This window comes from Providencia sp. PROV175 (assembly GCF_032707045.1).
Classification (GTDB): Bacteria; Pseudomonadota; Gammaproteobacteria; order Enterobacterales; family Enterobacteriaceae; genus Providencia; species Providencia hangzhouensis.
Map to the genome: position 1 here is coordinate 3,614,556 of NZ_CP120533.1, position 21,106 is coordinate 3,635,661.

20 protein-coding genes are annotated in these 21,106 nt (G+C 41.0%); 1 reads left to right on the top strand and 19 read right to left on the bottom strand.

Translation table 11 applies throughout. From position 1 onward, the window contains the following. The 9 genes from P3L44_RS16395 to P3L44_RS16435 form a co-directional block, all read right to left on the bottom strand. Entirely contained in the window at nt 1-1,068 is a 1,068-nt protein-coding gene (locus P3L44_RS16395) for an alanine racemase (RefSeq protein WP_272661607.1), read from the bottom strand. 11 nt (nt 1,069-1,079) lie between these two features. Further along, the gene (locus P3L44_RS16400) at nt 1,080-1,739 is read right to left on the bottom strand and encodes a transcriptional regulator (protein ID WP_004257829.1); all 660 of its coding nucleotides are present in this window, start codon (nt 1,737-1,739) and stop codon (nt 1,080-1,082) included. Between the two features lie 284 nt (nt 1,740-2,023). After that, nucleotides 2,024-3,124 (bottom strand): ABC transporter substrate-binding protein, encoded by a 1,101-nt coding sequence (locus P3L44_RS16405; RefSeq protein WP_272661606.1) that lies wholly within the window; start codon nt 3,122-3,124, stop codon nt 2,024-2,026. 83 nt (nt 3,125-3,207) lie between these two features. Then, nucleotides 3,208-5,409, bottom strand: coding sequence for a TonB-dependent siderophore receptor (locus P3L44_RS16410; RefSeq protein ID WP_094961082.1), 2,202 nt, complete (start codon nt 5,407-5,409; stop codon nt 3,208-3,210). Nucleotides 5,410-5,623: 214 nt separating this feature from the next. Beyond that, nucleotides 5,624-6,394, bottom strand: coding sequence for a class I SAM-dependent methyltransferase (locus tag P3L44_RS16415; protein WP_140171562.1), 771 nt, complete (start codon nt 6,392-6,394; stop codon nt 5,624-5,626). A 13-nt stretch (nt 6,395-6,407) separates the two neighbouring features. After that, a complete protein-coding gene (locus P3L44_RS16420) occupies nt 6,408-6,758 on the bottom strand; it encodes a cupin domain-containing protein (RefSeq protein ID WP_004257847.1) in 351 nt (116 codons plus the stop codon). A 36-nt stretch (nt 6,759-6,794) separates the two neighbouring features. After that, nucleotides 6,795-7,535, bottom strand: coding sequence for an ABC transporter ATP-binding protein (locus P3L44_RS16425; protein WP_140171561.1), 741 nt, complete (start codon nt 7,533-7,535; stop codon nt 6,795-6,797). Beyond that, on the bottom strand, nt 7,532-8,551 hold the full coding sequence (locus tag P3L44_RS16430; protein ID WP_272661605.1) for a FecCD family ABC transporter permease: 1,020 nt from the start codon (nt 8,549-8,551) through the stop codon (nt 7,532-7,534). Before P3L44_RS16430 ends, P3L44_RS16425 begins: the two co-directional genes overlap by 4 nt. Next, nucleotides 8,544-9,632, bottom strand: coding sequence for an ABC transporter substrate-binding protein (locus tag P3L44_RS16435; protein WP_140171559.1), 1,089 nt, complete (start codon nt 9,630-9,632; stop codon nt 8,544-8,546). Before P3L44_RS16435 ends, P3L44_RS16430 begins: the two co-directional genes overlap by 8 nt. 95 nt (nt 9,633-9,727) lie before the next feature. Here P3L44_RS16435 and P3L44_RS16440 point away from each other — a divergent pair, with 95 nt between their 5' ends. Then, a complete protein-coding gene (locus tag P3L44_RS16440) occupies nt 9,728-10,444 on the top strand; it encodes a Crp/Fnr family transcriptional regulator (RefSeq protein WP_094961080.1) in 717 nt (238 codons plus the stop codon). Between the two features lie 39 nt (nt 10,445-10,483). Here P3L44_RS16440 and P3L44_RS16445 read toward each other — a convergent pair whose 3' ends face one another. From P3L44_RS16445 to P3L44_RS16490, 10 genes are all read right to left on the bottom strand, one after another. Continuing rightward, nucleotides 10,484-12,541, bottom strand: coding sequence for a TonB-dependent receptor family protein (locus P3L44_RS16445; RefSeq protein ID WP_272661604.1), 2,058 nt, complete (start codon nt 12,539-12,541; stop codon nt 10,484-10,486). 169 nt (nt 12,542-12,710) lie between these two features. Next, on the bottom strand, nt 12,711-13,442 hold the full coding sequence (locus P3L44_RS16450) for a hypothetical protein (RefSeq protein ID WP_272661603.1): 732 nt from the start codon (nt 13,440-13,442) through the stop codon (nt 12,711-12,713). Continuing rightward, nucleotides 13,427-14,122 (bottom strand): hypothetical protein, encoded by a 696-nt coding sequence (locus P3L44_RS16455; RefSeq protein ID WP_094961077.1) that lies wholly within the window; start codon nt 14,120-14,122, stop codon nt 13,427-13,429. Before P3L44_RS16455 ends, P3L44_RS16450 begins: the two co-directional genes overlap by 16 nt. Then, on the bottom strand, nt 14,119-14,853 hold the full coding sequence (locus P3L44_RS16460; RefSeq protein ID WP_140171556.1) for a hypothetical protein: 735 nt from the start codon (nt 14,851-14,853) through the stop codon (nt 14,119-14,121). Before P3L44_RS16460 ends, P3L44_RS16455 begins: the two co-directional genes overlap by 4 nt. Nucleotides 14,854-14,937: 84 nt before the next feature. Continuing rightward, a complete protein-coding gene (locus P3L44_RS16465; protein WP_227528992.1) occupies nt 14,938-15,534 on the bottom strand; it encodes an ATP-binding cassette domain-containing protein in 597 nt (198 codons plus the stop codon). A gap of 14 nt (nt 15,535-15,548) precedes the next feature. Further along, entirely contained in the window at nt 15,549-16,325 is a 777-nt protein-coding gene (locus P3L44_RS16470) for an ATP-binding cassette domain-containing protein (protein WP_140171554.1), read from the bottom strand. Continuing rightward, a complete protein-coding gene (locus tag P3L44_RS16475; RefSeq protein WP_272661602.1) occupies nt 16,319-17,131 on the bottom strand; it encodes an ABC transporter permease in 813 nt (270 codons plus the stop codon). The genes P3L44_RS16470 and P3L44_RS16475 overlap by 7 nt, the downstream gene beginning before the upstream one ends. Further along, nucleotides 17,128-18,096, bottom strand: coding sequence for an ABC transporter permease (locus tag P3L44_RS16480; RefSeq protein WP_004908492.1), 969 nt, complete (start codon nt 18,094-18,096; stop codon nt 17,128-17,130). The genes P3L44_RS16475 and P3L44_RS16480 overlap by 4 nt, the downstream gene beginning before the upstream one ends. Continuing rightward, nucleotides 18,096-19,649, bottom strand: coding sequence for an ABC transporter substrate-binding protein (locus P3L44_RS16485; RefSeq protein WP_410480065.1), 1,554 nt, complete (start codon nt 19,647-19,649; stop codon nt 18,096-18,098). Before P3L44_RS16485 ends, P3L44_RS16480 begins: the two co-directional genes overlap by 1 nt. Nucleotides 19,650-19,889: 240 nt before the next feature. Further along, nucleotides 19,890-20,747 (bottom strand): helix-turn-helix transcriptional regulator, encoded by an 858-nt coding sequence (locus P3L44_RS16490; RefSeq protein WP_316928250.1) that lies wholly within the window; start codon nt 20,745-20,747, stop codon nt 19,890-19,892. Between the last annotated feature and the right edge of the window lie 359 nt (nt 20,748-21,106).

Sequence of the window (21,106 nt, forward strand, 5' to 3'; positions counted from 1 at the left end):
TTAATATCGTGCGTCTGGTGTAATAATATGGTCTATTTCATTATTATTTAATGCATATATTTTGTTTGTTAAATTAGGAATGACACAACTGTGATTCGGTATAATATTTAATACATCACCAATATTTAATTTAATTTGTTTTGGGTCATAGCGAAGATAGCCATGTTCTTCATTTAATTTAACTAGTTTTATAGTTGGGTCTTCCACTATATAACCAAAGCCTGGTTCTGCAGATTGGTCAGAAGTTAATGTTTTTGTCCCTGCATCTACTGTTGCATACCCCTCAATAGGAATACTCACAACAGTTGTTCTTATTGTTAAAGCGCAATCTTCAGGCGTATAAATACCACCATAGATAGCATTCATATCTCCAAAAATAAAGTTCCCAGCCCGTGACTCTGTAATCCCTTTTAATTCATCAGCATAGAATGAAGATAGTGTTGACCCGCCAGATGTCCGAGGCGCTGTAATACCCAATTTTTCTAACCGTTCTTGGCAATATAATAAAAGATCTGCTTCTGCTTTTGCCGCTTTACGTATTTCAGGCTCGGTTCGGTATTGGTATATTGTTCCTGCATAAGTAAATACACCAATAATTTTCAAATTAGGTAATTTTTGTATTACCAGTGCAAATGGCTCTAAGTCATCTAATTGAATACCTTCCCGGTGAGCACCATAATCAACAGCAATATAGACCTCAATAATTTGGTTTTCTTGCTTTGCTGCTGCTGATAATTGTTCAGCACCTTGTAGGCTATCAATAATCGTTCTTAATTTTATTTTTTTAGCTAACTCAATAAATTGCTGACATTTTTGTTCACCAATCATTGGGTAAGCAAGCAGAATATGATCAATTCCGCCTTTCGCCATAACCGTCGCTTCTTGCAATGTGGCACATGTAATTCCTTTTGCACCACAGGCGATCTCAAATTTCGCTAATTCTACTGATTTATGTGTTTTTATATGCGGCCAGTGTTCAATACCTTGCTGTGTTAGCTTGCCTGTCATGCCTCTGACATTTTTTTCAAGTTGCTGTAAGTCTAAAGCAACGTAAGGCGTTATTGGCATAAAAACCTCTCTTATTCTTCATTATTGTCTTCCCCTTTTAATTCCGCTAAATAGGTATAAAGGGTATATTTGGAAATATTTAAAAACTCACAGATTTTCTCACCTGCTTTTTTGATTAAGAAAGCACCTCTATCATCAAAGAATTTAATTGCATCCATTTTTTCTTTTTTACCCATATTGATGACAGGGACTTTGATAACCTGCATGCATTCTTGAATAAGGTGATCTAAAATTTCATTAACGTCCGTGACAAAAACTTCCTTAACCGTATCTTGCTCAATACTATTACGTTGTGTAATGCCTTGAATGGCTTTTTCTGCGGCAATAAATTCTGAGATATCTTGATTAATACAAAGCGCCCCAGAAACTTTGCCAGTTTCATCACGTAAATAAATTGAAGTTGAACGCAACATTTTCCCATCTTTGGTTTGGGTAAAATAATTGTATTTGTCGCCATCAACATCTGTCCCACGCAGTACCTCAAGCCCTAAATTACTACTTGGGTCTCCCACCTTTCGTTTCGTAACATGGCCATTAATAATTGCAACAATACTACTTTCTAACCCTTTGCTATGGTCATGTAATACCACTTCACAATTGTCGCCAAATTGGCCCGCAATTCCTTTCATAACTGCCAATAACATTTCAAAGTTGTCTTGAATAATTTTCATTTTCTACCAAACTTATTTTAAGCCTAACTAAATATTAGTTAGATAATGATGGAGACTCAATCAAGATTTGAGCAATTTGTGATCTATCTCTTGATTCTAGCTAACAAATTTTTAGTTGCCATGACTAACATAGCAATACTCCCAGTTTATAAAAAAACTGGGAGATATGATAGAACAAGGGGTTTCAGAGAGTTTATTGATAAATGGGAAACTATGCAGAGACAAATTAGCAACCTAACTTTTTGTTAGTTTCTATTACCAACAAAAAGTTAGCAGCCCTATTTTTATAAACTCACCCAAAACACGCCAGTTTCTCGGATCTCTGTAAATTGATTTTGGAATTCGACTAAGTTTTGTTCTGGATTTAATGCGCTAAATCGTTCTGGATGCATAAATTTAGCCATAGCTTCAATGGCAAATATATTCATCGGATTGTTGTAAAAATTATGGTAAATCGCCATAACGCGCTTTTCTTTAACTGCCGTTAATGATGAGATCCCTTGTCTATCCATTAATACTGATAACTGCTTCTGCACGTTAGCTTTATTTGCATTATATCCTAAGCTTACTGCGAGCGAACGACGATTAAAGTTGTGCCAATCGGCGCCTGTCAGTAAATAATATTCTGGGTTTAATGTAATAATATTCTCAATGGAACTTTCAGCCCCTTTTGCAGGAAAGCTATCTGCAACTAGATTATTTCCACCTGCCAGGGCCGCTAAAGAACCGTAACCTGAACGACCATAAAGTTGACAACAATTATCGCTAAATAACCCTGCATTCGCTTCAATCAAAACAGTTGGAAATGGCTGAGCTAATTGGCTTTCAATCGCATCTAATTTTTCTTGATACAGTTTCGCAAACTGTTCAGCTCTTTCTTGTGTTCCTAATAATTTCCCTAATAATAAAATACTTTTCGGCGTGTTTCTCGCGATATCCATTCGAAAATCAATAAAAATAACTTGAATACCGGCGGCTTCAAGTTGCGGTAAAATTTGGCTATCACGCATCGCACCATAATTAGCCTTATGCATAATTACCACATCAGGCATTAATTCGATCAATTTTTCAACTTGAAGACCCGCTTCACGAGTTTTCTTTAAGGTTGGAATTTTGTCTAATTCAGGCAACACACTGAAATAAGCTTGTTTTAAATCTGGCGCGTACTGCGTAAGCGAATCACTCCAACCCGCAATACGAGATATCCCACTTTTACCCGCAGCAATATCCACTGGCAAAATATCACGACTATCCACCAAAAATAATTTTTCAACGGGAAGATTAACTGTGACTTCACGACCTTGTAAGTCGGTAATCACCGTTGGCGTTTTTGCCTGCCCCCAAAAGCTTAGTAAGCACAATAATCCTGAGAGAAATAATTTCATGGAAAATCTTTTACCTTAAATTTAAATAGGTTGGTATGAATAAAGCCACTGTACAGTGGCTTATCATTAGTTAAAATATCAAATTAGAAAGTCACACTGTAATTAAGGGCAAAAGTTCGGCCACGGCCTTTATAATCGTACAGGTTTGCAGCGCCATATTTAGGGCTATATAAGCTTTGTGCCCGCTGTCCCCAAATTGTGGAGTAATTTTTATCCAGCAGGTTTTCGACAGCAAAGCTAACTTTACCCACTGGTAGCATATAACTTCCTAATAAATCAACGGTATTATAACCATCGAGTTTCTTACCAGCCGCATCCGTTAAATTGAACGTTTGCTGGCTTTGTAAGCGTAGCGCCCAGTCATTCGGCTCCCAACCAATATAGGCATTCACTTTTGATGGGCTCGCGAAATCAACGCTCCATTTTTCCCAACTACCATCCACTTTAGTTTCTGATTTTTGTAGATTGAAGTTACTTCCAACACTCCAATCTGAGTCAGCAAAGAAGTAATCCACCGCACCTTCTACCCCATAGATACGGCGTTTATCGGTTTTCATATAGATGGTCATGTCATCTTTATTAATGCCATAGCTTCTATCAGACAAAGAATAATAGGTAGCAACTTGTGTGCGTAAGTTTTCCCCTGTGTAACGCCATCCTAACTCGAAAGAGTTAACCTTAATTCCTTTTACCTTGGTATCATTAATGTTAACACTTTTATTGAGATGATAGTGGCCATTGGCATCTGGGGTCTTCGCATAATCACCTGTTCCGTAATACTTAGCAATATCAGGAATTTCAAAGCCTTGAGAGAAATTAAACCATGTTTGTTGCTCTTCGGTTAAGTTAACCAGCAGCCCTGCGTTAAACAGTAAGTTGTTGTAATCCGTTTTCCCACCCGGTACTGCATCTGCTGATTTACCTTTTCCGTTAGCAATCGCTTCTTGCTGTGCATAACCAATAAAATCATCGACTTTATTTTCTGTGTACTGATAACGTACACCACCGCTTAACGTGAACATTGGCGTAATGTCATAACTACTTTGTAAAAATGTCGCCATATTCGTCGTGGTATAGCTTGGATAGCGGCCAATTTGGAAAGCTTTAGTTAAGTCCATTCCTCCGGATTCTTTCGCTTTATCTAAATCAAAAAACATTTGGTTCGCACGAAATTGCTCATGCTCTGCATCCACACCATAAGTTAACGTTAATTCATCGATAGGTTGGCTATTGAACGTCAGCTTAGTTCCATAAAAATTGGTTTTTTGATCCGATGAGCTGATACTTGTAACATCTTTGCCTGTAAGGGTTGGGAAAGGATAAAACTTTTGTGATTCATCACGATAATAAACTTGTGCAACAAAATCCTGCCCAAATACATCTGCATTTGAATATTGTAAATTGAGCAAATTACGCTCAGTTCCCGGCAAACGGTCAGAACTTAATTTGCTGCTGTTATAAGCTTCACCTTGCCCTTTAACCGCGGAAAAATTTTTTCCTAAATAGAGGCCGTGTTTACCATCAGACTCACTTTTATAATGCTGATAAACAGCTTGAACCTGTTGTTTTTCATCGATTTTGATAGTACCTGACGCCATCACATCCAAACGATCAGAAAATTGCAGCCCTGTTTGGGTATTATCAATATTAATCGCATTACCTTTGCCATCATACCAACCGCCATAGCGTTGATAAGCAACAGAAACACGTCCGTGAGCGTTCTCATTACCACCACTTACTGCTGCAGCAATATTTTCATCGTGATCTTTACCACTGTTAAAGCCTGTTTTTCCACCTAATTGCAGGGAAACTTGTTTTTCTTCTTGGCCTTTTTTCGTCACAATATTAATCAAGCCACCACTGCTACCACCACCGTACATCGCCGTTGCGCCTGAAATAACTTCGATATGATTAATATTAAAAGGATCGATAGAATCTAATTGGCGACTATCACTACGAGAAGAGTTAAGGCGTACTCCATCCACCATCACAATCATTGAACGGCCACGCATATTCATGCCATAGTTTGTCCGCCCTTGGCCACTGACACTCATTCCTGGAATAAGCTGCGCTAAAATATCTTTTAATTCTTTTCCACCTTCAGCTTGCTGCTCAATTTCAGCATTATCAATCACCCATGTGGTTTGTGCCATTTCTGAAACGGTTTTATAACCACGTGTAGCAGATACGGTTATGGACTCTTCTTTTTTATCGGCACCAAATACGGAGGGGGAAATAAAAGGGAGAAAGCAAGGAGAGATAATAAAAAAATGCTTTATTTTCATTAAATTAAACCTTTACATTATTAGAATTGCTGTTATTGAATCTAAAAAATAAATCACAATGCATAACTAAATGACTGTTTATTATTTTATCAAATAATTATTATCAGCAGTAACTAATAATCAAGATAAATATAAGAATTATTATTATTAACAATAGGTAATGAAAGGTTATTCAGTACTAGTCACGCATCCTTGCGCAAGATATTCCTATTAATTACTTCACGCTAACGACTGCGATATAATTCAATTTTCCACGATTTTGCCGAAAATGACGGAACATACGCAAAAATTGAGGCCGGTTTTCTTTCTTCAATGCATTACGGATAATCTTTAGCGTACCGAATACACCTTCATCGTAAATTAACCCTTTTGGCGATAACAGTGTCATTGGGCCAGTATGGGATACCACTTGCTGGAAACCCGCTTGTTGAAATAATTCCACCCACTGTGTTTCCGGTAATGGTTGCGCTTTGACATTAATCGCTTGTTGCATTTGAGAAACCACATTTTGCACAGCTTGGGCATCTTTAAATGCAATATCATGAGTTAATAAACAGCCACCTGGCTTTAGTACTCGATAATACTCCTGCAATAGCTTTGCTTTCGCTTTATCGCCGTACATGGTTAGCATGGCTTCATTAATGACCACATCAAAACTGTTGTCCTCAAAAGGTAATTTTGATGCATCTGCCATTTGAATAGTCACTAAATCTGTTAACCCTTTATTCGCAACGTTTTTTTGTGCTTGGGCGAGCGCCTGCTTGTCCATATCAATACCCGTAATATGGCAATGGAATTGGGAGGCAATTTCAATGGCAGTGGTTCCCATATTACACGCGACTTCAAGAACTTGGCTGTTCTTGTGTAACCCTGATTGGCTAAGTAACCATTCGGTTGCTTCTTTTCCCCCTGGGCGTAAACGTTTTTTCCCCAAGCGTGCTAGAAATTTGTGCCCTGCTTCGTGGGCGGTAAATGATTGGTCCATTTTCACCTCCAAGTTAATGTGTACAAGCCGTTTCAGGCTCACGTAACATAACTAACAGCATTTTTGCGGGCTCAAGCGCATCTACCGCATGAGGAATATTAGCAGGCATTCTGACAACTTCCCCCGGTTTAGCCATTACAGGCTTTCCTTCGATGGTAAGTTGTAAGCTCCCTTCAACAACCATCACAATCGCATCAAAAGGGGCGCTGTGTTCAGACAGCGCTTGGCCTTTATCAAAAGCAAATAAGGTGATATTTCCCCCGCCATTTTTCGCTAATACGCGGCTTGCAATACCTTGTTCAGTATAATTAATTAACTGATTGATAATCAGCGCTTCTGAAGGTGTTATTGTGTTATTGCTCATCGTTTAATATTCCTTAATTCAATCGTTTTCATTCAGTTATCTAAATAGCGGAATGACCCCTTGGGTCTGCCGGCCTTGATAATCCATTGGCGTAATTGCGACGGGTAATTGGTACAGTTGTGTCAGGTTTTCTTCCGTTAAAATTTGTTCAGTTTCACCAAATAAACAACCGCTGCCGTTAAATAACAACAATGAATAGTCAGCGATATGCAGCGCATGCTGTGGATAATGGCTCGTAAATAAGATCGTCATTCCGCGATGTATGGCTAAATCACGTAAAACGCTGAGCACACTGTCTTGGTTGGCAAGGTCCAACGCGGATGTCGGTTCGTCCAGAATCAAAATTTCTGGTTCACTGGCTAATGCTCTCGCAATCATAACCATTTGTTTTTCCCCTCCACTGAGACAGTTAAAGGGTTGGTCCGCAAAATTACTTATGCCTAAGTACGCTAAACACTGCTCTACAATTTGGTTATCTTTTTCATTGGGTGAGGCATACCAAGGTAAATGACGAATACGCCCGAGACTCACCATAGTGCGAACAGAGTAATGAAACAGTGAACCACTAAGCTGTGGAACATAAGCGACGGGTGCATTTAGGGAAATATTGCCTGTTGATCCTTTTTGTAAGCCGAGTAGTAGTTTTAATAAAGTTGTTTTTCCGCGGCCATTTGGCCCTAAAATCGCGCCAATACTGCCCTTTGGTTGCCGAAAACTAACATTCGTAAATAATTGGCGTTGGGCTATTTTGAAATTAAGGTGTTCAACTTGGATCATAAATCGGCCACCTTTTTATTCAATGTGTGGATCAGTAGTGCAAAAATAGGGGCGCCGATCAGTGCGGTGATCACACTTAATGGAATTTCTGCATTCGTCATACTGCGTGCAAAGGTGTCGACAGCTACCATATAAATCCCACCAATGACCGCACTGGCAGGCAGTAATATCCGGTGATCATGCCCTACCATTAGCCGTGCAATATGTGGAACAATCAGCCCTACCCAGCCGATGGTGCCGGATACCGCCACTGTCGCACTAGTGATCAAGGTCACGCTGAGTAACACGGCCCAACGGGTTCTATTAATTTTCATCCCTAAAGCTTGTGCATTTTCTTCCCCAAGGGACAGCACATTGATACGAAAACGCAGCGCAAAAATGACCAAGACACAGACCAGCACAACCGGAAAAATAATATTGAGTTTGAGGTAAGACGCACTGGCAAAGCTGCCCATAAGCCAAAAAACAATGGTTTGTAACGTGTTGTTTGGGTCTGCAAAATAGGTAATTAACGAAATTAATGCGGCAAAAAAAGCATTAATAATCACCCCCGCAAGGATTAACATTAATAGCTGGCTGCCTTGGCGATTCAAACCAAGTAAAAAAACCAGCACGATAGCCAACAACCCACCGATAAAAGCCAATGAAATGGTGATCAACAAAGAAGAAAATAATAAAATAGCTAGCGCGCCACCCAATGCAGCCCCTGATGAAACACCAATAATTTGCGGCCCAACTAATGGGTTGCGGAAAATACCTTGCAAAGCCGCCCCCGCAACCGCCAACCCAGCCCCTGACGTTCCTGCTATCAGAACACGCGGTAAGCGCACATTCAGCACCACATTTTGTTCCGTTCGGCTATAGTTCCCCATCATTTCATTACCAAAAATAGTGTCATAGAGAATATGCCAAACCGCGGAAAACGAAACTGGGTAACGCCCACAGCTTAGGGCCAAAACAAAAGTCAACAATAGGCCAATAGCAAAAATGAACCAAAGATATTGGGGCTTACGCATGCGGTTTCCCCATCAAAGAAAGATAGTGCTGACCACTTTTGTTCATCTCTATTTGCAAAATTCCGTCAATTTGCTCATCTGACACGTCATAGCCATAAAGTTGCTGATATCTAAGGCGAATTTCCTCACGCAATGGCATTTCCATCGTTTCTGGGTGAAAAATCATCGATAACCATTGCCAGTACAGTGGTGTTTCTTGGTTTGGTGCATCCCAGATAAAACCACCAATAGGGAGCTTATACACACGCTGGTTTTTCACGGCGGTGACTTCACTTAGCATAGGGTTGCGGTAAACATCAGCTGGCGATAACCCTTCCTCGAAATTACCCAATAGAATAATGTCAGGGTCCCAAACCAGAATTTGCTCAATATTGAGGGTTCTTGGCCCAGTGAGGTCACGGTTTAAGCTCACCCCACCCGCCAGTGCAAAATCTGCATTGTTGTGTGATGTTGAGCCAAATGTTTGAATACTCTGGTTAAAATGGGATAGATACAGGACTCGGGGCTGCTGCGCTTCTGGGATTTTAGCGGTGGTTGCCGATAATGCATCGACAACTTGTTGCCGCCACTGGATCATCTTTTGCGCTTTATCATTGTGGCCAAGTGTTTGCCCCATTAGGCGAACCCACTCTTGCGTATAGCGTTCTTGCCCATAATCTAACGTAGCAACGGTGAGCCCTGCATCACGCATAGGAGAAATAATGTCATCTCCTCTATGCCCCCATTGCCACACTAAATCGGGCTCCACATTAAGTAATGCTTCAATGTTTGGCGTAAAATTGTTACCCACCACATTTGAATTCACTTGTAGAACAGGAGAAAACATTTGGCTTAGCATGCCATCTCGCGCAGCAACCTTTGCAAAGGGATGCATTCCGACTAATTTTTCACTGCTTTCATCCATGCCAACTAACATCGAAGCGGCAGGAATTGGGATCACAACAATACGTTTTGCAGGGGATGATAAATGAATTTTATCACCTGACATATCTGTGAAATCAACAGCTTGTGATGCATATACATTGGCTATTCCACCGAAAGTTAGAAAAACGGCGGCGAGTCTAAAAGCATTATTTATCATAGGGTTATTCAGCTCTCTGCTAACATCTCAATTGATAATGTGTATAATTATCATTTATACTTAAGCCATTCTAAGACGGCGTAAGAGGATGACCTATGACATTTGTCAAAAACGTTTTCCCCCATGCACAATCACTCAATGCCCTTAAATCGTGCTTACTGTTTAATGGGGTAGAAGATGAGAAACTGGCATTACTGCTGGAAAATTGTGGCCATATTCGCTTTAAAAGTGGTGAAATTCTGAACCATGAAGGGGAACCATTTAAGCATTGCCCCTTGATGATCAGCGGGCAAATAGAAGTGTATCGCCACACCTATTTGGGTGAAGAAAAAATTTTTGGTTTGTTTTGTACGGGGGAAATTGTTGCCATCGCAGCCGTTTTTATGCCTCACAACCGTTATCCCATGAGTTTACGGGCAAAAACCGACGGTGAAGCTTTGCTACTTGATAAACGCGATATTTTACGACTATGCCATGCCTGCCCGCAAATTATGGAAAAACTGCTAAGGCGTTTTAGTAGCAAACTATATGAAAACATTAACCATATCGACTGGCTAACTTCGAGTTCTGCTGAACAACGGCTAGCGGCCTATATTCTCGATTTAAAGCATAAGCAACTGACTTCAAATATTGTTTTGCCTTTATCTCGGGGCCAGCTCGCGGCTAAATTAGGCATACGTTACGAAACACTCAGTCGGTTAGTTTCTGGGTGGCGGCAAAAAGGGTTTATTGATATCGAGAAAGACACTGTGCATATCCATAATGAAAACTACTTAACGAAATTATCTATTTCTGCACAGCGCCCATTTTAAGAATAACGCATTAACGAATATTAATGCGTTTATTCATTATTAGAAGTTATAGGTTACACCACCATTCACATTAAAGCCCATACCGGGGAACAAGGTGCTATCTTTTGCTGTGACGGTCTGATTAGCAACTGATGTTGTCGCATAACGTTCATCCGTTAAATTATCCATCGATAAATACACAGACCACTGCTCTGTTGGTTTATAGCTACCTTTAAGCCCTAATACGGCGTAATGTTTACGTTTTTGAATATCGAGATTGTTTTGGTGATCAACAGCCATATCCGTTGGCGCCCAATGAATATTTGGCCCGAAGCTCCAATCCCCAATTTCATATAACACCTCGGCAGCGACAATATTGCGAGGAATACCTGCGATATAGTTGCCGTTATACTCTCCCCCCATAAAACGGAAATCATTATAAGTCCATGAAACTCGGTAATTGATATCCCCCAGCCCTGCGCCAACACGTCCTGTCAGCCCAGCTTCTAAGCCTTGATGGCGGGTTTTCGCGGCATAATTAAACACGCCAACAACCGTCCCTGCACTGTCATAAGTGGTAATATACTCATCTTTAATTTGACTGCGGTACAGCGCAAGGCTCCATTTCAACCCATCGGTGACATCGCCTTCTCCCCCAATTTCATAAGTAATGGCTTTTTGTGGTGAGAGTTTCGTCAATTTTCCATTGCTGGAGTTAATAATTTCCCAAAATGTTGCAGGTTCTTCACTCGCACTGATATTAGCAAAGTAACGCTGGCTTTCCGTTGGTCGCCAAATCACTCCCGCTTTTGGTGTCCAAAATGTCCAACTTTGGTCTAACGACAAATGACTCTGTCGTTTTTCTACATCACGGCGCGCATGTGTGCCTTTCACATCTAAATTAACGGTCACTGTTGGCGTAATATGTAAGTCTACCCCAACACTGCCGTAGAGGTTTTCAGCTCGGCCATCATATTTACCTATTTTTGTTTTGTCTGCGGGTGTCCCTTTACGATTTTGCATTAATTCAGTCTGCAAGGTCATTTGGTCCCATGCAAGAGCTGTACGATATGTCACGGGCTCAGTTTCAATATTATAGGTAAATTGCAGCCCTTCACTGTGGCTGCGGCTAAACCGGTAGTAAGCGGGAGTAGTAAAATTATCATGAGTACGAATGTGCCAAACTCCTGCACCAATTGCTTGGTTATCCACTTGCCAGTCAGAGCGGTTAGCCACTCGGAATTGCTCAACATTACGGTGTGGGTCACGTAGCCACACCATCGGGTACACATCTGTAGGGTTATTATTGAGTACCTCTTCAGAAACAGGCCCCGCAACGTCAAAGCGCAAATCTGTCCAACTCAACCAAGTTCGGTTTTCAAAGTTATTAGTCACATAACCAAAGTTGCTGCGTAACGTTTTACGTTGAGAAGCAGAGTGTTTGCGATAGCCATCAAAATGGTCATAAGTGAAATTTACACGACCATCAAATACCCCATCGTCAGAAACGCCACCAAATGCCGTTTGTAACCCTTCGCGACCATGGGAGCCGTACTCATAACGTAGGCGGCCTTGCTCGTTTCGACCCGTGTAAGAGAGCACATCCAATTCACCTCCCAAACTATTACTTTGTGGGTTAAGGCTATTTGCGCCGCGGCGTACACTCACCATCCGCGCATCACGCATTTCTAAGGTGCTGATGTGAAAACTGCCGTCAGCATCCGTCGCGGGTAAGCCATCTTGGAGCAGCAATACACCACGAGCAAGCGGTGCGCTTTGTACTCCAGACCCACGAATATTCAAACGCGGCTGATCAATACCACCAAAGAAATTTTGAATCACAAGCCCAGGCTGATAATCAAGAGCATCTTGTAAGGTCGCAAGGCGAGTCTCTTTTTCGATAACAACTAAATTTGTTCCGCCAGCCACTTTTTCAAGCTTGCCTTTTTCTTGCTGTTCACTCGGTGACAAACGGCTTTGACCTGTTGAAGACGTGACGATCAGTTTGTCCGATGTCACTGCTGGTGCAGCGAACCCAATTGGTGTCGCCAAAGTTCCTATACCTAAAGTGAGTGCAATACAATGCGCCAATTGGTGCCGTTTTAAACGATAAGACATATATTCACCCCAATAACAGTAATGGTTATCATTTTCACTTAAGGGATTTAAAATAGAGGATGGGTTTAGATATCCCTATGACATTTGTCAAAAATGCCTAGAGTGAACTTCGTTTTCAGGCTAATCACACATGTAATTAACCAAGTGGCACTTTAAGTTACTGTGGGTATCAAAGTATCAATAGCCCATTTTGATTACATGGCAATTTATCATCACGATCCCACGTTAAAACCAATACAGATAAGTCATCTTGAACAGAAAATTCACTTCCTTCAATAATGGCTTGTTGCTTTTCATTATCACATTCAGCCCAAAAAACATCTGTTGCAATAATTAGCCGACAATCCACCTCAGTGACTTTTTTATAATCAAGTAAAAATGTTTTTTGTAAATTAAAACATCGAGTAACTATTTTTCTATTTTCATCCTTCAACATACTTTGTACAAAAGGTTCGCCGAGTGGATTAGCACCAGTATGAACATTAGTAAGCCAATTTATCGATTTATCTTTTTTCCAGTTACCTAAACGAATATCTCCCGTATGAAAACAGAAAACAGATTCCCCCGAATTAAAAGTTCCAATAACTAATAAACTCGCCTTCCCAATTTTATATTTAGCTTTAGTTTCTTTAAATCCAAGCTGTAAAATATGTTCAACGATATTTTCAGTTAAGTGACTCTGCTCTATTGAATTTAATTCTTGAATAACTATCTCAAAGAAGAATTTAGCCATTTCAGTAGTAGCTGGAGATGACGTTGAAACATCAAAAGCAATCACCAAATTAAAATTACCTCGGTCAATTAACGCATATAAATCTTTATTTTGTTTTCTATCAGCACCCATTTGAGTCGCAAATAACCATGAGAGCTCTTTAGCTGTTCGCGTTAATGTTTGATGCATTGGGTTAATCTTTCAAAAATAATATCTTCTCGTGAACGAATTCCTTGGCTAGTGCTCTGTACTGCCATTTCAAAATCATATTCATTAATCAATAAAGCTAAATTATTTGAAATATATTCTTTTAATGCTGTACTTGACTGAGAGATCTCTTCAACAATACTTTCTCTTCCATCGAAAATATTTAAAATATCTTCAATATCTCGACTACTTAATAAATCACCATTCCCTCTACCTAGATACGCCTCTAATTTTGTGGCAATAAAATATTCAGGCCGAATTAAATTTATAGTGACATTCTGAGTTAATTGATATTGGCATGCCATTTCTACAGCGTCTTTGTACCAACGATTACTAAAACCTAATGCATTTTGGTCTACAGGCATAAAGTCAACTTTGAGTTCACCAATTAACATTCGGCAGATAACATCATCAAAAGGATCTTCCCTGAACCCTCGTTCTCTCAACTTTTCTTGTAATTGGCTCCACTTAGCATAACCAACTATATCGACCACTAAGTCAACATCATCAGTATATCTAATTTGCTCTTTGGTATATTCATCAGTGACTAACAAGCCTGTAGTACAACCGCCAACAAAGACAACTTGAGCTAATAGCTCTTCACCTAATGCATCTGCAACCACCAGTAACATACTTTTTTGTAAGTTAACCTTTTCGCTCATTTAACTTCCTCAAAAATGATTTTTAGTTTTTCTAAGGATAGATTGTGCTCTCTCGGTCTGCCAATCCTAACCGCATCAACTAAAGCTAACATTGCATACAGCCTACTATCTAATTGAACTGCACGAATAATATTAGAATGTAATGGCTCAATAGCAAATCCTTTTGTCTTTCCTCTTGGATCTGGCCATACAAGAGGAAATTCTCCTGATGTCATTAGTTTTCCTTTTAATACAGGAGCTGCTATTGATGTTGCAATCCCCCTTGTCAGCTCACCTTCCTTTGCAGGAAAAACATACTTGATTCCAAAAGCAATAAAATCAAATAAAGCCTTAGTATTCACCTTGGGAATCGCTAATCTTCTATCTGGCTTCGCTAGACCAACATCGTACATACGATTTAAGCCTAAACTGATTTGTGACTTACTAATTCCTGTCAAAAACTCAAGGTTTCTGACAGAAAAACGGCTTTTAATCGCGCTTTCCTCATTATAACTAGGCTTTAGCCCTTTTTCTGTCCATTCATCCTCTACGACGACTAAAATATCATCATCAACATGAGCTAAAGAAAAATCCGCGGATGACTCTCCCGAAGTATCCTGCCCCTCAAACATATCCCCCCAATCAACTTTACTTTCATATAAATGAAAAGTATCACTATCGAAATTCTGACGATTCAAATCGATATGCATCGAAATTATTTTTAAAAGAATCAGTATATCTTGACTTTTCATATTCTAAATTCCGCCTTGTCTCACGTCCTAGGACACGGGACGATTATTAATAAAAAAATATTTTTGTCAATACACGAACTTCATCTAGGTTTTGCTAACTCCCCAAATACGGCTACACACTTTCTCTAATAACGCTTTGTTATGGCTAAAAATAACCATTGCGAGTGGTCGCTCTTCGGATAATTTCACTAACAACTGCCAAATTTCTTTTTGCAAATTGGCGTCTAACTGTGCGGTGATTTCATCGGCAATTAAAATTTTCGTTCGCGGGTCAAGGGCTCGCAGCAACGCAATACGAGCAAGTTCACCACCCGATAACTCACTGGGAAGCCTTTCAAGCCAAGAAGGTTTAATCGAAAAGTGCTCTAACCAATGGGTTTCTGGCTGCCAAGCATCAAATAAACTCGCCCCCACCTTGCGATAGGGGTTAAAGCTTTTTTCGGGATGTTGGGGGACTAATTGAATTGGACAATAACCCTGCTGAGGTAACGGTTTCCCTTCAAACAAAATGGTTCCTTGGGTTGCATGCTGCCACTGAGCGAATACTCGGCCTAACGTAGTTTTACCAAAACCACTGGGGGCAGAGATCCCAAGGCGTTCACCGCTAGTCAGTGACATGCTAAAGCCATCCCACAGCCGTTGGCCACCTTGTTCAATGCATAAATTATTTACTTGGAAAATAGGTTCAGTGATACTCATTTACTTGCCATAAATTGATGTTCCGGTAACGCATTCCACAACGACTGCAGCCATTGACCACCACCACCTTGTTGTAGCTTTTGGCTACTTAACACGTCTTCCAACGCTCCGTTACGCAATAAGGCAATACGGTCAGCAAAACGCACTGCCATGGACAAATCATGGGTGACCCATAAAACACCTCGGCCATCGTGGCAGAGCGATTTAATGTTTTCGAGTAGCTGCATGGCATGCTCATCATCCAGCCATGATGAAATTTCATCCGCTAAAATATATTGCGCGCGCGAGAGTGTCGCACTACTGGCGAGTACCCGTTTAGCCATTCCACCGGATAACTGGTTTGGGTAGCTATCTACCAATGAGCCTTGCAGATTATATTGCTGTAAATGCCGTGCGACATCGTGCATTTTAATATGCTGCCCACTTAACACAGCGGCACGTTCTAATTGTGGGCCGATACGAATTAACGGATTAAGCGCATTAACCCCTTGAGGGATATAACATAATGCGTTTCCACGATGCTGAGCTTTATTTTGTTCAGTCAGCTTTTTACCATTAAGGTGAATACCGCCACGACAGCGCATATTATGGGGAAGCAACCCCAAAACGCTCTGTAATAACAAGCTCTTACCTTCTCCGCTCCCACCTACCAATGCAACCATCTCACCGGGCTGAATATCCAATGAAATCCCTTGCAGTAACGGCGACCAACGTTTACGCCCTAACCAACGAAATTGCGCGACATCCACGGTGAGATTATCAAGACTCAACATACGGCCCCCTTCAACCATAACTGCTGTAAGGCTTTGGCGAATTGGTCAAATAATAACACTAACCCAACTAAAGCAACGCCAGGGAAGACCACCAGCCACCACGCTCCTGTGCTGAGATAACGCAATGCATCAGACAATAAAATGCCCAGTGAGGGCTCATGGGGCGATAAACCAAAACCTAAAAAACTTAATGCTGCGCTGTGTAATACTGCGTGGGGAAACATTAATAACGTCCCGACCATCCATTGCGGCAAAATCATGGGTAAATAGTGATAGCGCCAGCGATAAAATGCACTGTTACCAATACGTTGAGATAACATAATGTAATCTGACTGGCTAACTCGTTGTAACTCTGAACGTAAAATTAGGGCTAATTTTGGCCAATGTGTCAGTGCAACGGCCCAAATCACCCCCATTTTTCCACCACCCAACGTAAAACAAATCAATACCAGTAATAAAAGATGTGGCAATGCCAACATGGCATCAATAACGCCACGCACTACATAGTCCATCACTTTGCTTATTGAAGATAAACCGGCCATGACAAGTGCAATAAAACCACTGGTAACCGCTGCCATAAGGCCGATTTGCAAGCTAGTTGCCACCCCTTGAAAAGTTCTGGCAAATAAGTCACGTCCTAAATTATCTGTCCCAAATAGATGTGCCCACGACGGTGGCAAGCGCCTATCGAGTAAATTCATTTCAATATCATTAAGGGAGAGGCCAAACGCATAAATACTAACGATGACCAATAAAAGTAATGAGAAAGCTAACTTAAATAAGGCGCGATTAGGGTTATAGGTCATGATCCTCTCATCACTCCCTTATTCACTTTTTTTAGCAGGCTGTCTGCTACCGTATTGCTTAAAAATATTAGCGTAGCGCATAACATGACGATCCCCATCAACAAGGGAATATCTCCACGTAGCCCCGCATCTATCGTTGCCTGACCTAAGCCTGGATAGGCAAATACTTTTTCAGCTAGCAATGCCCCACTCAATAATTCACCTACAGAAGCAAACTGCAAACAAATTGCGGGGGTGATGGCATGTTTCAACACGTGGAAACCCATCATTGACCAGCCATTATCCCCTTGAGCCCGTGCGTAATGAATAAATTCACTGCTCATCACCTCAACAACTTTGGCTCGTGTATGCAATGCGATATTACCCACGCCTAGCATACCCAACGCAATTACAGGCAAAATTAGGTGATGAAGTTTCTGTGAAAAAGTTGCCGTTTGCTCATCCAAGCCTATCGGCCAAGCACAGCATATCGGAGCCCATTGTAATGTCACCGCGAACAAAGACAGCAACAGCAAACCGACCCAAAAAACAGGAATTGAAGCAAGTAAATAGCATAATGTTGAGATAAGTTTGTCTGGCCAGCGGTTTAAATAACGCCCAGCGACTAACCCTAGCGCAAAACCCACAATACCAGAAAACAACCAAGCACAAATAAGCAATGCTAAAGAAGGCACAAGGCGGTCTGCAATCACTTGAATTACAGGGGTATTATAGAGCATGGAATAGCCCAAATCCCCCTGTAATACTTGTGAAAACCAGCGCCAGAACTGTACCCATAAAGGCTGATCAAGCCCCCATCGCGCAGCAATTAGCGCATATTGCTCAGGAGGCACGTGCAGTAAGTCATTGCCAATATAGGCTTTTATTGGGTCGATAGGCGAGTAACTCAGCAGGATAAAAATCCCCGCTGCCGTTACGGTTAATAAACCAAAAAATCGCAATAAAAGCCCAAGTGCGGTTCGCATTACTGACAGGTCCACGCCCATTCATCGACATTATTTAACACCGACCAAGATCCGTGAATTTCAGGAGCACTGGTACCTAAATCAACACAATTATTCAGTAAATAAATATGTTGTAGGTTCATCAACCAAGCCCATGGAGCATCACCTTTAATACCAACACCCGTGCTACCGTTCCAATCTACTTGCTGCCATAACGGAATCGCCGCGTCTTGGTCAGCTTGTGCTAACGCTTTTTCGATTAGCTCATCAACGGCTGCATTTTTATAATAACCAGGGTTATAAAAGCCAACACCTGCTGCTTTGCTACTGTAATTATGGACAATTTCCATCGGGTCTAAGCTTCCCCAACCAAAAAGTGTTGGGTTAGCATGCATGTGTAGCTCAACGGTTTCCCAGCTCCCCGATTTTAAATCCATTTCGATGCCAATCGGTTTTAAGCTTGAACGGATTGCCTGCGCAAGGTCACGACGTGTGGTATCACCACTGGCATACCATAATGTCAGTTTTGCCACTTTGCCATTTTTCTCACGTAAGCCCTCTTTATTCAGCTTCCATCCCGCATCTTCTAAAATGGATTTCGCTTTTTCAAGATCACCATCTTTAAAAGCGGAGTCTGGGCTATTCCATGGCAGCCCTGCAACGCCGGTATAAGCCGGTACGGCAAAGCCTTCCAACACGGATCCCGCCAATAGTTTACGGTCAAGAGCATAGTTAATGGCTTTACGGACAGCAACATCTGAAGTGATGTCGTTACCGATAGGGTTACCTTGAGCATCTTTCTCACCGGCAGGTGGAATTGGGAAAGAAATGCCGCGGTTTTCCACGCTATAGCGCTCAACCAATTTCATGTTTTTCACATCATTAGCATTCGCCGCTACCGCAGCAGGGATACGAACAATTTCCAGTTGATTGCTTTGTGCCGCCGCAAAGGCCGCATCTTCATCAAGGAAAACAAAGACCATTTTACCAAAGTCATTTTTTGGCCCTGCATAATACGGATTTTGCTCGACAATCAGTTGCTGCCCCGGCTGGAATGCAACTAAACGATAAGGGCCTGCGCCAATTGGGTTATGTGCATAGGTTTTCGCATCATATTTATCGGCACAAACAATCCCTAACGAACCAAGTACATTAATAAAGGTACTTTGTGGGGAAGATAAGGTGATTTTTACGGTGAGTGGGTCAATTTCCTCTGCTTTGGTAAAATTCCCCATGTCCACCTTACCGCCACTTGCCGCAGCATTGTTATAGGTAAATACAACATCTTTTGCCGTTAACGGTGAGCCATCGGAAAATTTTAAGCCTTTTTTCAGCTTGAGTGTCCACTGTTTACCATCTGCATTATGTTGATAACTTTCAAGCATATAGCTATGCCATGAAAGGTCAGCCTTTTGTTTCAGTAATGGGCTATGCAACAGTAGGTAGCTGCCGTGGCTCCACCCGAGCATGGGGTCAAAACCCTCTGTTGGCTCTGAGCCAATCGCTAAACGTAAAGTTTGTGATTGAGCCGGTTCTGCCGCCTGTGCTTGCAGTGTGAGCCCCATCAAGCACATTGCGGCAACGATATTTTTAATCATACATCCCTCTATAGACAGATTTTATTTTTTATTTCATATAATTAATGACGTTATTTTCATTAATGTCGCTATTGGTGAGATATTCACTATGTGTAGAGTAACCAATATGAGTTATATTAAATTTAACGCCCTGATTGCTAGGCGCTACATCAATAGAACAGCGAATTTATTCGAGAAACCGTCAAAATTAAGCCGTTATTTGACTTACCTTAACAACTACTCATCAATTTCTTTGTCAAATTCAATTGGGTTAGAGTGCAAGGACAAATTGGTAATAAAATTCGGGTCGTTCGACTGCCTTGATTGCAACCGAAATTGAGAAGGCGTCATATTGTATTTTCGCTTAAAGACATCGCAAAAATAGGCATTACTGCCAAAACCGCAACGATGACTAATTTGAAAAACAGAATAATTCGAAAAGGTTAAAAAATTCAGCGCCAGTCCCATTCGCACATCGAGTAGTAATTGGCGAAAAGACACCCCTTCACGGCTCAAATGACGGCGTAAAGTGGATGGCGTGGTAAATAACGCTTTCGCGACATCCTCTAAGTGCCATTTTTTTTGCGGTTCTTGAGTGATCAGATGGGTAATCGCTTGATTTTTCGGCTCATCATAATTGAAGCGAAAAAGATTTAGAATATCGATACCATCTTGATATATCGCCATTAAAATAAAATATAGGCTCTGTCTCATTAGCAATGCTTCTTGGGACTCACTCTGTTTTTTTAATGGTAAGCATTGTTTTAATAAACTAAAGTTATCTCTCACGGTTTCTGGGGGAGACACATGGTAAATGGGTTGGTGGCTAGTCAGAGGTGCAGCCGACTTCATTAAGGTCTTCAGTAATAAAAATACCGGTTGTAATTCATCTGCCGACATCGACAATGTGTGCAATTCAAGCGGCTGCTTCACGGTATTACACACAATATTGCAAGAAACTTGACTATATTTAGGAATAATTAAGGTGACATCGCTTTCAATTTCAATGGATTGACCGTTGATCACAACATTTCCTTTCGCGCCCGTCAGCATGGCTATCATCGCATTTTCAATATAAAACGCTTTTAACACCATTTGGCTTTCCGAAAGAAAAAATTTATATTCCATAATCTCTATAAACTGCCGTTAATGTCAGAATGACTTCCCAAGAAAAGGGATTGTTGAATCGATATAAAGTCACGTCGTAAAACATCTCAACCCCATATCAGTGCGGCTGAGAATATAGTCCTGTTACGCTGAAATCGCAATATAGATATACGCTCATTTTTTACTGTTATTTTGATGGTTGTTATATTTTCTAAATAAAATGCTGTTTAATTGAAAGGCAATTTTCGATATAAGGTGTAGAATCGCGCGGCAGACACATGCAGCCGATAACGCTGCATAATAATAATGATTTTGGTATTCACTCACACCCTACCCTACTTGCATTA